13 protein-coding genes are annotated in these 14,567 nt (G+C 37.1%); 9 read left to right on the top strand and 4 right to left on the bottom strand.

Going from position 1 to position 14,567, the window contains the following annotated elements; all coding sequences use genetic code 11:
- Positions 1-66: 66 nt before the first annotated feature.
- Both BM207_RS13425 and BM207_RS13420 read left to right on the top strand, forming a co-directional pair.
- A complete protein-coding gene (locus tag BM207_RS13425) occupies positions 67-1,137 on the top strand; it encodes a helix-turn-helix domain-containing protein (protein ID WP_090995107.1) in 1,071 nt (356 codons plus the stop codon).
- 81 nt (positions 1,138-1,218) lie between these two features.
- Positions 1,219-3,600 carry an outer membrane beta-barrel protein gene (locus BM207_RS13420; protein ID WP_177217123.1) on the top strand — a complete coding sequence of 794 codons (2,382 nt, stop codon included), beginning with the start codon at positions 1,219-1,221 and terminating at the stop codon, positions 3,598-3,600.
- Positions 3,601-3,606: 6 nt separating this feature from the next.
- Here BM207_RS13420 and panD read toward each other — a convergent pair whose 3' ends face one another.
- The gene (panD, locus tag BM207_RS13415; RefSeq protein WP_090995101.1) at positions 3,607-3,957 is read right to left on the bottom strand and encodes an aspartate 1-decarboxylase; all 351 of its coding nucleotides are present in this window, start codon (positions 3,955-3,957) and stop codon (positions 3,607-3,609) included.
- A 151-nt stretch (positions 3,958-4,108) separates the two neighbouring features.
- On the bottom strand, positions 4,109-4,954 hold the full coding sequence (panC, locus tag BM207_RS13410) for a pantoate--beta-alanine ligase (protein ID WP_090995099.1): 846 nt from the start codon (positions 4,952-4,954) through the stop codon (positions 4,109-4,111).
- A gap of 149 nt (positions 4,955-5,103) precedes the next feature.
- Between panC and BM207_RS13405 the strand changes: the two genes are divergently transcribed.
- The 3 genes from BM207_RS13405 (at position 5,104) to glmS (ending at position 9,260) form a co-directional block, all read left to right on the top strand.
- Positions 5,104-5,928, top strand: a complete 825-nt coding sequence (locus BM207_RS13405) for a glycogen/starch synthase (RefSeq protein ID WP_090995706.1) — start codon at positions 5,104-5,106, stop codon at positions 5,926-5,928.
- Positions 5,929-5,937: 9 nt separating this feature from the next.
- Entirely contained in the window at positions 5,938-7,335 is a 1,398-nt protein-coding gene (locus BM207_RS13400) for a DUF4270 domain-containing protein (RefSeq protein ID WP_090995096.1), read from the top strand.
- A gap of 86 nt (positions 7,336-7,421) precedes the next feature.
- A complete protein-coding gene (gene glmS, locus BM207_RS13395; RefSeq protein WP_090995093.1) occupies positions 7,422-9,260 on the top strand; it encodes a glutamine--fructose-6-phosphate transaminase (isomerizing) in 1,839 nt (612 codons plus the stop codon).
- 29 nt (positions 9,261-9,289) lie between these two features.
- Here the strand turns inward: glmS and BM207_RS13390 are convergent, their stop codons facing one another.
- Together BM207_RS13390 and mutY are read right to left on the bottom strand one after the other, a co-directional pair.
- Complete coding sequence (locus BM207_RS13390; protein ID WP_090995089.1) at positions 9,290-9,712, bottom strand: single-stranded DNA-binding protein; 423 nt, start codon at positions 9,710-9,712, stop codon at positions 9,290-9,292.
- Positions 9,713-9,728: 16 nt separating this feature from the next.
- Positions 9,729-10,769, bottom strand: coding sequence for an A/G-specific adenine glycosylase (mutY, locus tag BM207_RS13385; RefSeq protein ID WP_090995086.1), 1,041 nt, complete (start codon positions 10,767-10,769; stop codon positions 9,729-9,731).
- A 213-nt stretch (positions 10,770-10,982) separates the two neighbouring features.
- On the opposite strand from mutY, the gene BM207_RS13380 reads away from it, so the two are divergent.
- The 4 genes from BM207_RS13380 to BM207_RS13365 all read left to right on the top strand — a co-directional run.
- Entirely contained in the window at positions 10,983-11,285 is a 303-nt protein-coding gene (locus tag BM207_RS13380) for an HU family DNA-binding protein (protein WP_090995082.1), read from the top strand.
- Between the two features lie 12 nt (positions 11,286-11,297).
- Positions 11,298-12,173 (top strand): tetratricopeptide repeat protein, encoded by an 876-nt coding sequence (locus BM207_RS13375; protein WP_090995079.1) that lies wholly within the window; start codon positions 11,298-11,300, stop codon positions 12,171-12,173.
- A 247-nt stretch (positions 12,174-12,420) separates the two neighbouring features.
- On the top strand, positions 12,421-13,971 hold the full coding sequence (locus BM207_RS13370; protein ID WP_090995076.1) for an Rne/Rng family ribonuclease: 1,551 nt from the start codon (positions 12,421-12,423) through the stop codon (positions 13,969-13,971).
- Positions 13,972-14,137: 166 nt separating this feature from the next.
- On the top strand, positions 14,138-14,567 hold a 430-nt coding region (locus BM207_RS13365; protein WP_143095957.1), incomplete at its 3' end, for a hypothetical protein.

The raw sequence follows: 14,567 nt of genomic DNA, 5'->3' as shown, positions 1-14,567 counted from the left end.
CAAATTACTATGCAACCATAGTAATTTTTTTACACTTTCTGTTAACTATATTGTTATTTTTGCTAAATGAACCAAGGCCAACAAATTATTTTTTTCTTCAGTGCCTTAGGTGTATTTAATGGGCTAATCATTAGTATATATCTGTTATTCTTCAAAAAATCGAAATCGGCTGCATCTTATTTTCTAGGCCTTTTGATTTTAGCGATCGCTACCAGAATCACCAAAGCAATCTTCTCCTATTTTTATCCAGAACTACCTCGCATATACCTTCAACTAGGCCTATCGGCATGCTTCTTAATCGGTCCCTCGCTATATTATTTTACTAAAGCCGCTTTAAATCAAAATCACACCACACCTGTAAATTGGAAACGGACCTATTGGTTCTGGATCGTAATAATTGGGCTAATCGGTTTTGTTTTTCCGTATAAAACCAATCCTAATGCTTGGAACAATTACATTGTTCATATAATTTATACTCAGTGGGCTGCTTATGTTTTTCTATCTGGATGGCTCCTCAGAGCTATACTTATTAAATTCTTTCAACCTGCTGAAAAACTATCCTCAAATGAAAAGTCGATACTATCTATCTTTATAGGTAACTTGATTATTTTTATTGCCTATTTAGTTGTCTTTTTTGGTTTTTTGAGAGGCTTTTATATCGGAGGTGCGTTATTTTTCACCCTTATTTTGTATCTAAATATTCCGCTGTTTATGAATCGTAGAAAAGAGATTACAATCTTTTCAGACAACGTTGACTTAACTCGATATGCGAACAAGAAAATTAACACTGAACAAGCATTAATATTAACTGACAAACTACAGAAAATAATTTCAACGCAAGAACTTTATAAAAACCCTGATCTCAAGCTAAATGATCTCGCAAAAAAAATTAATATTTCTGGGCATCAACTTTCGCAGCTACTTAACGACAACTTGAATAAAAGCTTTGCTATGTACATCAATGAATACCGAATAAACGAAGCTTGCAACATGATTGCAAATGATAATGCACTTAAACTAGAAGCTATTGGTTACGAAGTTGGGTTCAACTCTAAATCTACCTTCTATACTGCTTTCAGAAAACTTAAAAATACAACACCAACGCTTTATAAAGAATCTGTAAGTCTGAATTTATAATTCCGAACTCCTGATTTTAAAAATCAAAACCTCTTCGATAGCTAGGCTAAATACATTTGGGATATTCAAAAACCCATGTATATGTTCAATAGACGATTTCTATTCATTTTCTCTTTACTAACATTAAGCCTAAACGCTTATTCGCAAACCCTTCTTAAAGGAAGGATCGTAGATCAGAAAGGTAGCCTACCTTATGTAGGTATCATGTTGACTGATCAACAAGACACTACTCTGGTTAAAAGATTAACGAGTGATTCTATCGGCAACTTCGAGTTAAAAAACATAACGAAAGGAAAATACTCTTTATCCTTTTCCTTAATCGGCTATCAAAAAAATACCCGCAATGTTTCCGTTGACAATAATAGTCTGCAAACAATAACGCTTGGAGATGTCGTCCTAACAGAAGACCTAAATTTATTAAGTGAAGTTACGATATCAGGGGGAACCCCGAACTTCCGTACGCAAAATGGGCAGCTTAAAATTGGTGTTGCAAATAATACATTTTTTAAGTCCGCCTCCAATTTGTTAGACGTTTTCAAAAAACTTCCTGGCTTGCAGGTTAACCAAGATGGCACAATGCAATTAGCCAGCAGGGCAACCCCTACTTTGTTTGTTGATGGAAGGCCTGCTAACATGAAAAGTGACGAGATCCAGATTTATCTAAGCAGCCTCTCGCCCGACATGGTCGAATCAATCGAAATGATTACCCACCCATCTTCAAAATACGATGGCGAATACCAAGGTATTATTGATGTACAGTTGAAGAGACATCAATCTTTAGGCTTAAGAGGAACTTACAACGGCCGTTTTCAACGGAACAATTATAGCTTACTGGACAATAATTTATCGCTCGTTTACAAAGCAAACCGTTTTATCTACGATTTAAAACTAGGTTATACTACAGGAAGCACATTTTACAAATATCATGCCCTGCAATACTTGCCCGATGCGAATGCCATGACTACCGACACACGGACAGCTACAGCAAATCAGAATTACAATGTACAGGCAAAGATCTCTTATCAGCTTAGAAAAGGCCAAATCATGGAAGCTTTTATACGAAACTTCCAAATAGACCGAAATGCCACCTCACGCAATTTGCTAATTACTCAAACCCCCGATTTAAGTAATACAGTTGGGCTTATTAAAAGCAACAACGATGCCTTCCCGAAGCAGCACAATTATGCTGGTGGCCTCAATTACGATGCAGTGTTTAAAAATAGTGAACTTCATTTAATTGCTGCTGTTGCTCAAGTTGATAATAGGCAGACTGAAGATATCCAGAATCGCAATGATTTAACTGATACCTTGCTCAATTATTGGAAGACTAGGTCGAGAAACAATATCTTAATCCGGGTGGCTCAAGCAGATTATGTTCAAAATATGGGTCTAGGCAAACTAGAATTCGGCGGTAAATTTGCCTATTCTTCCACTCAAAACGATCTTCGTTATGATACATTAGGCAATGCTGTGTTTAGTTTAGATTCCAGGCGCAGCAATCAATTTCGATATCAAGAATATATTGCGGCTGGTTATCTGTCATATATTGGCAATTGGAATAAATTTAATTATCGTTTGAGTTTAAGAGCAGAGCATACTGATACAGAGGCTAATTCCATTACCACTAACACGATTACCGAAAGAAGTTACTTGAAGTGGTTGCCGAGCTTGAGCGTAACTTATGCGATTAACAAAGATGAGCAGCTTACGTTCAGTTACAGCAGACGGTTGACAAGGCCAACCTTTTCAGCACTAAATCCTTTCCGTTTTTATTACAGTCCACGTCACTATTGGATAGGCAATCCCTATTTACAACCTTCTACAACAAACCTTCTAGCCTTATCTTTCAGTAAGAAAGCACTAAACATAACCTTAAATGCTGGTAGGGAGACTGACCCCATGGAGCGCTATCCCGAATACAATCCGGAGACGAACGAGTTGATTTTTTTAGGTCGAAACATCCCTTATCGAGATTTTGCCAACATCCTGATGAGCTTGCCAATTACAGTTAACAAATGGTGGCGCATGAACAACAATGCTGGCTTGTATTACAACAGGGAACTAAGGCCTTATTTTGGGAACATTTATCAAATACCCATCTATAACTATACGCTTAATGGCAGTCAAGTTTTCAGTCTAAAGAATTGGTTACTGGACATCAGTTATACTTATGAATCAAAAAGTGGGAATGGGCTTTACATTATGAAACCTGTGTATGGGATTGACTTTGGGCTTCAAAAAACCTGGTTAAAGAATAAAATAAATACGAAGCTTACACTTTATGACGCATTTGACAACATCAAAAGAAGGCTTATCTTCAGAGATAAAACGATGTTTAATAATGATTTTTATCATTACTTTGCAAGCCAGCGACTCGTGTTTAGTTTAACTTATAATTTTGGGAGTTCAACTTACAAAGCAAGAGAAAGCAAAAAGAGCGACGAAGAAAATAGAGCTAATTAAGAAGATTTACTTAAGCAGCCTATTATTATCATCAGGAAAAACCAAAATGGGTTTATACTTTTTAGCCTCTTCCATTGGTAAAGAGCCAAAGGACATGATAATTAAAATATCACCCACTTGAACTTTTCTCGCGGTTGCACCATTTAGACAAACTGTACCGGTACCACGCTCTCCTTTTATTGCGTAAGTTTCGAACCTTTCGCCGTTGTTGTTATTAACGATCTGGACTTTTTCGTTTGGGATAATATTTGCAGCATCTAATAGATCTTCATCAATAGTGATACTGCCCACATAATTTAATTCTGCCTGTGTTACTTTAACACGGTGTATTTTCGATTTTAGAAGCTCGATAATCATGGCGCAAAGTTAGTAAAAGTAGTTAGTATTTAGTACTTAGTACTTAGATAACATGTCTTAATATGATTTTGGGATTATATAAAAAAGATTTAATCTATTATGCTGTAAACCTTTGCACCCAATCTAAATACTATATACTAAGTACTATATACTACAAAAGCATATTATCAATCAGCCTAGTGTCCCCTACTTTTGCCGCTACCAATGCTACACTATTCTTAACGTCCTTATTCGTAATAGGCAATAAAGTGCTTTCATCTGCTATGGTAAAATAATCAAGTTCAACCCCTGGTGTATTATTTATCATAGCTTTGGCGTGTGACAATAACTCGGAGATGCTAAGTTTGTTAAAATGATCTTTTGTATAAGTTAGGGCCTTGTTTAATACCAGGGCATTCTTTCTGTCGGTAGCCGACAAATGAATATTTCGCGAGCTCATAGCTAGTCCGTCTTCTTCTCTAATGATTGGGCAAGAAATAATCTCTAACGGCAGATCAAATACATTTACCATGTTCTTAATCATCAACACCTGTTGAAAATCCTTTTGTCCAAAAAATGCGATGTCGGGATTTACCGCATCGAACAGCTTCTTCACAATCTGCGTTACTCCTTGATAATGGCCCTTTCTAAACTCGCCTTCAAGTAAAAACTCTGCGGGTCCCAAATCGATGTGCCATTTTTCTGGTTTTGGGAATAAAGGATACATTTCCTTAACGGTAGGCATAAATACGATGTTACATCCAGCATCGTTTAACATCTTAATATCGTGTTCTAAGGGTCTAGGATACTTCTCTAAATCCTTTGGATCGGTAAATTGAGTAGGGTTGACAAAAATGCTACAAACAACTATTTCGGCCTCTTGTTGTGCAATTTTTATCAAAGATAGATGACCTTTATGAAGTGCACCCATTGTTGGGACAAGGGCAACTTTACTTTTACCCTTTTTTAAAGGCATCAACAGCATTTTTAATGCTGATATGGTGTGAACGATTTCCAAATTAACTAGAATTATAAAAGGCGCAAAGTTGAACAATTATCTAAAACTTACAAAGCCTATTGCACAAGTTATTGATAATTATTAATATTATTCGTACCTTTGCACCTTGATAATCTTTAAATTAACATAATTTAATATTGAATATGGAGATGGCAAAAACGAAGCTACTGATTGTTACACACGAGATGTCGCCTTTCCTCGAACTAACTAAAATTTCAGAAATTACCCGTCAATTACCTCAAGCAATGCAAGAAAAAGGATTTGAAATCCGCATCTTAATGCCACGCTTTGGAAACATCAATGAGCGCAGGAACAGATTGCACGAAGTAATTCGCTTATCGGGGATGAACATTATTATTGATGACAACGATAATCCATTAATCATCAAAGTTGCCTCAATTCCTTCTGCACGCATGCAGGTGTATTTTTTAGATAATGAAGATTACTTTCAGCGCAAATATGTTTTCAGAGACAAAGAAAATAAGTTTTACGCAGACAATGATGAAAGAACTATTTTCTTCTGCAAAGGCGCTTTAGAGACTGTTAAGAAATTAGGTTGGGCTCCTGACATTGTTCATTGCCATGGGTGGATGACATCTTTGGTGCCTGCTTACATTAAAACAACTTATAAAAACGACCCTACTTTTAAGAATGCCAAAGTTGTTTACTCTGTTTATGAGAATTGTTTTACTGAGCAATTAAATGCCGACCTTCATAAAAAGGCAGTGATGCAGGGCATGAATAATGAAGACACGAAAGCATTTGTTAATGCAGACTGTAACAGCCTGCATACGGGTGCAATAACCTACGCCGATGCTATTGTGATTGCTGATGAAAAAGTTGATAACGATGTGTTAAATTTTGTTAAAGATTCTAATAAGCCAACTTTAGCTTTTAATTTAACCGAAAATTACGAGAATTACTTCAGTTTTTATGAAGAGATTTCTAGTGAAGAATTGATTTCAGTAGCATAAAACACAAATATGAAATTTATAAAACTAGACTTATTAACCTTGTTGATAAGTCTTTTTCTTTTCGCTTCATGCGAGAATGCCTCTACCATTGGTCTTGAAATAGACCCTAACAGTGCCGTGGAAGGCACCTTAGTTGATACACTTACGGTTACTTCGCGCACTATGATGGATGATGTAACCTCAACAGCGGGTTTAGCAAGACATCCACTTGGTATTTTAAACGATCCCATTTTTGGAAGAACAGAATCAAGCTTGGCTATGTCGGTTGGTATTCCTTCCACTACGCATACATTCGGCACCAATCCTACACTTGATTCAGCTGTTTTGGTTTTAAATTACGGCGGCGAATTTTATGGAGATAGCACCCATACCTATACAATTGATGTTCATCAACTCACTGATAATTTTGCGAGTGATGAAAAATTTCTGAGTACAAAGGTATATCCTCACAATAACCAGTTGGTAGGCACCAAAACCGGGCGTCTTTTCCCGACTACTAAATTCAAAGTGACTGATCTTGTAACTGGTGGTAAAGACACATTAAAATCGGTTAGCCCCCAAATTAGAATAAGACTTGACAATGCCTTTATTACAGAAAATATCGTTAGTCTAGCGGCATCAGACCTGAAGAATAATCTTACTTTTAAAAACCTGTTTAAAGGCCTGCATGTAAGTGTAAATCCTACCGGGCTCTCAGGCAATGGGGCTATGATGTTTATTGACTTGGCGTCTACGAACTCTAATTTGTCATTATATTATAAAAAACAAGGCACAACCGCCGCCTTAATAGACACGGTGAATATTAACTTCCCTATGGGAGAAAACACCAGTATAGGGCCAGTTAATTTAGCAGGCGCTACTATTAAGCATACTTACACCGGCACACCTGTTCAAACCCAATTAGACAATCCAAACCAACAGTATTTGGTAACTTATTTACAACCCTTAGCTGGGTTGAGAAATAAGATTTCTTTTCCAACTTTAGAGAAGTTCAGTACAACTACAGGCAATATTGTGGTTAACAAAGCCGAACTTGTTATTGATGTAAGTGCAGGAACTGATATTAAGCCTTTTGAAACTGCACCCCGACTTGCGTTATATCGTTATGATATAGCAGAGCAAAGAAAAGCCGTAGAGGTGTATGGTGGAGAGACGGAAGCCATTGGGGGTTATTTTGATTCAACCAAGAAACAATATGTCTTCAACGTGACAGCTTATGTCCAGAATCTTGTTTCCAAAAAAACTAAGGACTACGGCACTTTCATTGGCCCGATTCCAAGAAATGAGTTTTCCATTAACCCTTCCTTAAGCAGCGCTTCAAGAGTAGTAATTGGAGCCTATAAAAAGAATGCTTCTGCTGGCGATAATGTGATGAAATTAAACATCTATTATACTAAGGTAAATTAGTTAAAATAAGGCTACACAAACGTTTGCATAAGTCGTTCAAAAGAAATATTTTTGGGCGACTTATTTTTTTTATTTAAAAATTAACTATGTGTGGAATTGTAGGCTATATTGGTTTTCGCGATGCTTGGCCAATCGTAATAAAAGGTTTAAAAAGACTAGAATATAGAGGGTATGATAGTGCGGGGATTGCCCTAATAGATGATCAAGATTTAAACATCTACAAAAAAGCCGGGAAGGTTCAGGAACTAGAGAATTTTGCAGATGGAAAAAATCTTTCGGGCACTATTGGAATGGGCCATACCCGCTGGGCTACACACGGAGCCCCGTCAGACAGAAATTCACACCCACATACATCGAATAACGGTCGTCTTTCTATTATTCATAATGGAATAATAGAAAATTACGCTACATTAAAAGAAGAGCTGTTAAATAGAGGCCATATTTTTAACAGTGATACCGACACCGAGGTATTAATTCATTTAATTGAAGAAGTTTACAAAAACGGGGAGATTGATCTTTTAGAAGCAGTAAGAGTAGCGTTAAATGAGGTGAATGGAGCATATGCCATTGTAATTATGGATCAAGATAATCCAGATCAGTTAATTGCAGCGCGAAAAGGTAGTCCGATGGTGATTGGCGTAGGAAAAGGCGAATATTTCATAGCCTCTGATGCAACCCCTATTATCGAATACACAAAAAATGTAATTTACTTAAACGATAATGAAATTGCGTTTTTAAAGCGTGATGAATTATTAATTAAACGTTTAGATAACGTTATCCAAACTCCATATATCCAAGAATTAGAGTTAAAACTTGAAATGCTCGAAAAAGGGGGCTATGAGCATTTTATGCTGAAGGAGATTTATGAGCAGCCCCGTTCCATTAGAGACTGCATGAGAGGGAGGATTTATCCTGAAGAGGGTATGGTGCAGTTGGGTGGCATTAAAGAGTTTGTAGATAAGCTCAAGAATATTGATCGCATTATTATTGTTGCCTGTGGCACATCATGGCATGCCGGTTTAGTTGGGGAATATTTAATTGAAGAATATGCACGTATTCCAGTTGAGGTCGAATATGCTTCTGAATTCAGGTATAGAAATCCGATCATCACAGAAAAAGATGTGGTCATTGCAATTTCCCAATCGGGAGAAACGGCTGATACCATGGCTGCCATAGAAATGGCTAAAGAAAAAGGAGCAACTATTTTTGGGGTATGTAATGTGGTGGGAGCTTCAATTCCCAGAATTACCCACGCCGGTGTGTATACACATGCAGGGCCAGAAATAGGTGTAGCATCAACCAAAGCATTTACTGCACAGGTAACTGTTTTAACCTTAATGGCTTTTTATATGGCTCAGCAGAAAGGCACCATTACCAATTCTAAACTCATAGAATTACTGACCGAATTAGATTGTATTCCTGATAAGATCAAAATAGCTTTAGAATCTAATGAAATGATTAAAGGTATTTCTGAGAAATTCAAAGACTCCAGGAATTGTTTATTTTTAGGTCGCGGTAGTGGTTTCCCTGTGGCTTTAGAAGGGGCGCTTAAGCTTAAAGAAATTTCTTATATCCATGCAGAGGGTTATCCGGCAGCAGAAATGAAACACGGGCCAATTGCATTAATTGATGAAGAAATGCCTGTCGTAGTTATTGCCACCAAAAACTCGTCTTATGAAAAGGTAATTAGCAATATTCAGGAAGTTAAGGCAAGAAAAGGTATTGTTTTGGCAATTGTAACAGAGGGAGATGTGGAGGTAAGAAAGATGGCCGATTATTGCATTGAGATTCCTGATGCTAGCGAAGCATTTTTACCGCTTTTAGCGACTATTCCTTTGCAGCTCCTCTCCTATCACATTGCGGTATTGAGGGGTTGTAACGTAGATCAACCACGGAATTTGGCGAAGTCGGTTACGGTAGAATAAATAAAAAAGCCCATTGGGGCTTTTTTATTTTAAAAAGGCAAATCGCCTGTCTCGTCAACCGGGCTTACGAAATCTTCTTCGCTTTTTGGAGTTCCTGTACTCACTGGCGTATTCTCAAAATCACTTTTCCGGCCTAACATGGTAAAGTTTTCCGCTACCACTTCGGTTACATATTTTTTTACTTTCTCTTTATCCTCGAAAGATCGAGTTCGTAATTTTCCTTCAATATACACCAACTTTCCTTTTTGGAGATATTTTGAGGCTACTTCTGCGAGCCCTCTCCAAAGTACAATATTATGCCATTCTGTTTGTTCTACTCTTTTTCCATCTTTGTTGTACGTTTCGGAAGTGGCTAATGGGAAACTTGCAACGGTTACCCCTCCATCTAAATGGCGAACCTCTGGGTCTTTACCCAAATGCCCAACCAAAATAACTTTGTTAATACCAGACATAAATATTTGATTAGTTTTATAAATACATTTCAGTAAAATCGCTAATTACCTTAGGGTGTGGCAAAGACTTGAAATCATCCACCAATACCGATTTAATATCTGCATGCTGATTAAAGTTAATCATATAATTTTCTAAAACAAAAAAATGCACGTATATAATTTGGTGTGTCAACAAATGTCTTTTTTGGCATACAGGGCGGATTATAACCTCCTCACCAAACAGTGCCTTCACTTGACCTACAAAGTGCGGATCTGTAGAGTTTATTGCCCTTGAGGTCTCGATTACCGGGAAATCATACAACTTTTGCCAAACATCGCCAGATTGACGTTGCTTAATTAGAATATACTCCCCACTAGATGCTACCAGGTAATTTAGCCATCGTTCCTTTACCTTCACGAGCTTCAACTTAACCGGCAAAACATTTACTTGTTGATTAATCAAAGCGCTACAATTCTGTGCGATAGGACATGTTTCGCAACCGGGTTTAGGCTTACATTGCAACGCACCAAATTCCATTATTGCCTGGTTATAAACGGCGGGCACTTGTCCTACTATAAGCTCCTGGGCAAGTTTTGAAAACAACTTCTTCCCGGCATTACTGTTAATTGGCACGTTAATTCCAAAGTACCTCGACAAAACCCTAAAAACATTTCCATCTACCACTGCCTTAGATTCATTTGCGGCAAAGGAAGAGATGGCGGCAGCGGTATAGTCACCAATACCTTTTAATTTAATCAGTTGGCTATACTTTACAGGAAATATCCCATTGTATTCTGCTACGATCTGTTGTGCTGTAAACAGCATATTTCTCCCTCGGGAATAATAGCCTAGACCTTGCCAAAGTTTAAGCACCTCATCTTCATTGGCATTGGCAAAATCCCTAACGGTGGGGAAATTCAGCAGAAACTTATGAAAGTAAGGCAATCCCTGCTCTACCCTGGTTTGTTGCAAAATAATTTCCGATAACCAAATCACGTAAGCGTCGGTTGTACTGCGCCAGGGAAGTTCTCTTTTATTAATTTGATACCATGTTACGATTGCTTTCTGAAAACTCATGAGTTCAAAAATACAATGTAATCATATTAATTGTGTAGAAAATAATTGCCTTTTATACGGCATACAATCTCATTCTATTAAAACTTGCAATTAAATGATGAGTCCAATTGTAAATAAATCAACTTTTATTTTCCTATCTCATTAAAAAGCAATACTTTTGCAACCCCAAAACAGTTATAATTATAACATACAATAATTTAATAAATAGAAAATATGACTAAGGCAGATATTATTTCAGAAATATCAACAAAGACAGGAATTGAAAAAGTAGACGTACAAGAAACCGTTGAAGCATTTTTCAAAGTGATCAAAAACAGCATGATTGGCGGCGAAAATGTTTACGTACGAGGTTTTGGTAGTTTTGTTGTTAAAAAGAGAGCACAGAAAACTGCTAGAAATATCTCTAAGAACACGGCGATCATTATCCCAGAACATTTTGTTCCAAGTTTTAAACCAGCAAAAGTATTTGTCGACAAAGTTAAAAACAACTCTAAAAAAACTAAAGCAGAAGCTTAATATATACTTATCATGTTAAACAGTGTCCGTTCAAAGCAAGTTATTATAATTACCACCATGGTGGTTCTTGTTGGATTTTTGTTTACAAGAGACGTTAAAGGCTTAATTAAGCCGAAGGAAGAATCTAAACAAATGCCCGCAGGGCAGAAGACTGCAGTCGAATCTAATAATACGGTCTCATTTAGCATAGAAGATGCATCAGCTATTGGCAGGGATTTTATAAGCAGCGCTATTGCCAAAGAGATTTTGGCATTAGAGAGCACTTACAAAAACGCTTCTGGTAAAGCGCAACTTGAACAAGCGAAGCAACTTGCCCAGAAATGGGATGATGTGGAGCAAGCAATACCAAGTGCGATGTATTTAGAAGTTGTTGCAAAAAATGAGCCTGTTTTAACTAACTGGTTAGCGGCTGGCACACGCTTTTTAAAGGGCTTTGATAACACAGCCGACAGCTTAGTGCGACCAATAATGTTGCAAAAAGCAAATGCTTCATTTATGGAAGCCATGGCTTTAGACTCTACAAATACGGAGGCTAAAACTGGTTTAGGCGTTACCATCGTAAATGGAATGGGTGCTCCAATGGAGGGGATCATGATGTTACGTGAAGTAGTGGAGAAAGATCCAAAAAATTTAAAGGCAAACATGAATTTAGGTGTGTTCGCTATAAAATCAGGTCAGTTCGACAAGGCGATCACTCGTTTCAAAAATATTATCGAAACTATCAAAGCAACTCCAGAAGCCTATTTTTATCTGGGAACAGCTTATGAGAGTTTAGGGAAGAATACAGAAGCAATAGACGCTTATTCAACTAGCAAAAAATTAGCAGCCAGCCCTACGATATCTAATTTTATAGATAAAAAGGTAGCTGAGTTAAAGAATAAACGTTAATTAACAGAATTAATAAAAAACATTAAAAACTTAAAATTATGCCAAGCGGTAAAAAAAGAAAAAGACATAAAATGGCTACGCACAAACGTAAAAAACGTTTAAGAAAAAACAGACACAAGAAAAAATAGGCTTCCCTATCTTGTATTGAACAAAAATAAATGCTTCATCAATGGTGCATTTATTTTTGGATTCAATGTTTTTTGGTCCATGTGTAAATAAGGTAGCAGTACCTTAAAATCTGTAGCTTTTGGTAAAGGAATTAATAATCGATTCAACTCCTACGGGAGTAACCATAGCTTTAATTGAAGACAAACAACTTGTAGAACTTCATAAGGAAATTACGAATAACAATTACGCCGTAGGCGACATTTATTTAGGCCGTATTAAAAAAATTATGCCTGGGTTAAATGCTGCGTTCGTTGATGTAGGTTATGAAAAAGATGCATTTTTGCATTATTTTGATTTAGGTCCTCAAGTTCAATCTTTAATAAAGCTTACAAAAATTAAGCGCAACGGCACCGTAAATGGAACTTTATTAGACAATCTTAAGCTAGAAGCTGATATCAATAAAGCGGGTAAAATATCCGAAGTTGTTGGTAAGAATTTGATTCTACCGGTTCAAATTGCTAAAGAACCTATTTCTACTAAAGGCCCCAGGCTAAGTGCTGATCTTTCTATTGCAGGAAGATACATTGTTCTTGTACCTTTTTCTAATGTAATCTCTATTTCCAAAAAGATTAAAAGCAATACTGAACGTAATCGTTTAAAAAAGATTATTGAAAGTATTAAGCCTAAAAATTTCGGAGTAATTATTAGAACGGTATCAGAGGGCAAAGGCGTTGCTGAATTACAAAAGGATTTGTTGGATTCTGTTTCAAAATGGGAAAGCTTTATGAAGAAGCTTCCAGACGCAGAACCTTCAAAAAGAGTTTGGGGAGAGATGGATCGTACTTCTACCCTAATCAGAGATATTTTAAGCACCGACTTTACTAACGTTTACGTTAATGATCCCGGTGTTTTCGAAGATATTCGTTCTTATGTGCATGAAATTTCTCCGGAAATGGAGAAAATTGTTAAACACTATAAACATAAAGAACCAATATTTGAGCATTTTAGCGTTGAAAAACAAATTAAAAATGCTTTTGGTAAAACAGTTAATTTAGCTGGTGGTGCTTATTTGGTTGTAGAACATACCGAAGCGCTACATGTAATCGATGTAAATAGCGGTAATAGAACCGCTAGTAAGGAAAATCAGGAAGAAAATGCGCTTCAGGTTAATAAAGAAGCGGCAAAAGAAATTGCGCGCCAATTAAGGCTTAGAGATATGGGAGGCATAGTGGTTATCGATTTTATTGATATGCACAAGCCGGCAAACCGCAAGATGCTCTTTGATTATTTACGTGAGTTGATGTTATTAGACCGTGCTAAGCACACGATTTTGCCTCCAAGCAAGTTCGGATTAGTTCAAATTACGCGTCAGCGGGTAAGACCTGAAATGAATATCGTTACGGTAGAGAAATGTCCAACCTGTGATGGTACTGGTGAAATTAAAGCTAGCATCGTTTTAATGGACGATATTGAGAGCAATCTTACCTACATTTTAAGAGAGCAAAATGAAAAAAACATCACTTTAGCAGTTCATCCATACATTGCCGCCTTCATTAAAAAAGGATTTATTTCCCTACAATGGAAATGGGCCTTTAAATTCGGCCAGCGCATCAAAGTAAAATCGGTATCGTCTTATAACCTTACCGAGTTCCATTTCTTCTCCTCAAAAGACGAAGAGATTAAGCTTTAGGAATAAAGAGGGGCACCGAAAAAGTGTATTGAAAAATTATAGAAAGCCTCGAGTAGACCTCGGGGCTTTTTTGTGCAAAAAATTTCTTACCTTTAAGAAAACCATCGCTCTATGAAGAAACTATTTACGCCCCCCCCTTACAAAATTCAGTTTAAGGTTAATCCTAATGTCTTTTGCGCTATTTCTATTCGTTTATTCCTGTAAAAAGGAAATCTCCAACGGGGAAAAAATAGACCCCGCCCGCAAGAAGGAGATGCTCAACTATAAAAACGGCCCAAAAGTTGAAATCATCAACCTGGCCCAGTTCCAGAAAAAAGCCAACCTCAGTGCGCTCGGCAGTTTAAAGCAGGAGTTCATGACCGCTTTGTCCTCGAAGTCAAAAAAAATGTCCATCCATACTGACCAAACCTACCTTGGTTTCAGCATCGCTACCGACAGCATCAAAGTGATTAAGGCAAATGGCCATACGATGTACGTTTTCCCTGTAGAACTTCCCAGTAAAAGAGCCGTTGCCTTTCAAAACCTAACGATAGACGAGGGGCCCGATGGAACCATCGCTTTTGTAAACACCTACACCCCTACAAAAAAATGGATAG

The organism is Pedobacter insulae (assembly GCF_900113525.1).
Taxonomy (GTDB): Bacteria; Bacteroidota; Bacteroidia; order Sphingobacteriales; family Sphingobacteriaceae; genus Pedobacter; species Pedobacter insulae.
Note: the sequence above shows the minus strand (reverse complement) of the source record. Positions and strands in the feature narration are given on the sequence as shown.

Bases quoted from the DNA above. Each gene is read 5' to 3' on its own strand.
- BM207_RS13425 (WP_090995107.1), top strand. From the start codon at position 67: ATGAACCAAGGCCAACAAATTATTTTTTTCTTCAGTGCCTTAGGTGTA.
- BM207_RS13420 (WP_177217123.1), top strand. From the start codon at position 1,219: ATGTTCAATAGACGATTTCTATTCATTTTCTCTTTACTAACATTAAGC.
- panD (WP_090995101.1), bottom strand. From the start codon at position 3,957: ATGATTATCGAGCTTCTAAAATCGAAAATACACCGTGTTAAAGTAACA.
- BM207_RS13405 (WP_090995706.1), top strand. From the start codon at position 5,104: ATGGCAAAAACGAAGCTACTGATTGTTACACACGAGATGTCGCCTTTC.
- BM207_RS13400 (WP_090995096.1), top strand. From the start codon at position 5,938: ATGAAATTTATAAAACTAGACTTATTAACCTTGTTGATAAGTCTTTTT.
- glmS (WP_090995093.1), top strand. From the start codon at position 7,422: ATGTGTGGAATTGTAGGCTATATTGGTTTTCGCGATGCTTGGCCAATC.
- BM207_RS13390 (WP_090995089.1), bottom strand. From the start codon at position 9,712: ATGTCTGGTATTAACAAAGTTATTTTGGTTGGGCATTTGGGTAAAGAC.
- mutY (WP_090995086.1), bottom strand. From the start codon at position 10,769: ATGAGTTTTCAGAAAGCAATCGTAACATGGTATCAAATTAATAAAAGA.
- BM207_RS13380 (WP_090995082.1), top strand. From the start codon at position 10,983: ATGACTAAGGCAGATATTATTTCAGAAATATCAACAAAGACAGGAATT.
- BM207_RS13375 (WP_090995079.1), top strand. From the start codon at position 11,298: ATGTTAAACAGTGTCCGTTCAAAGCAAGTTATTATAATTACCACCATG.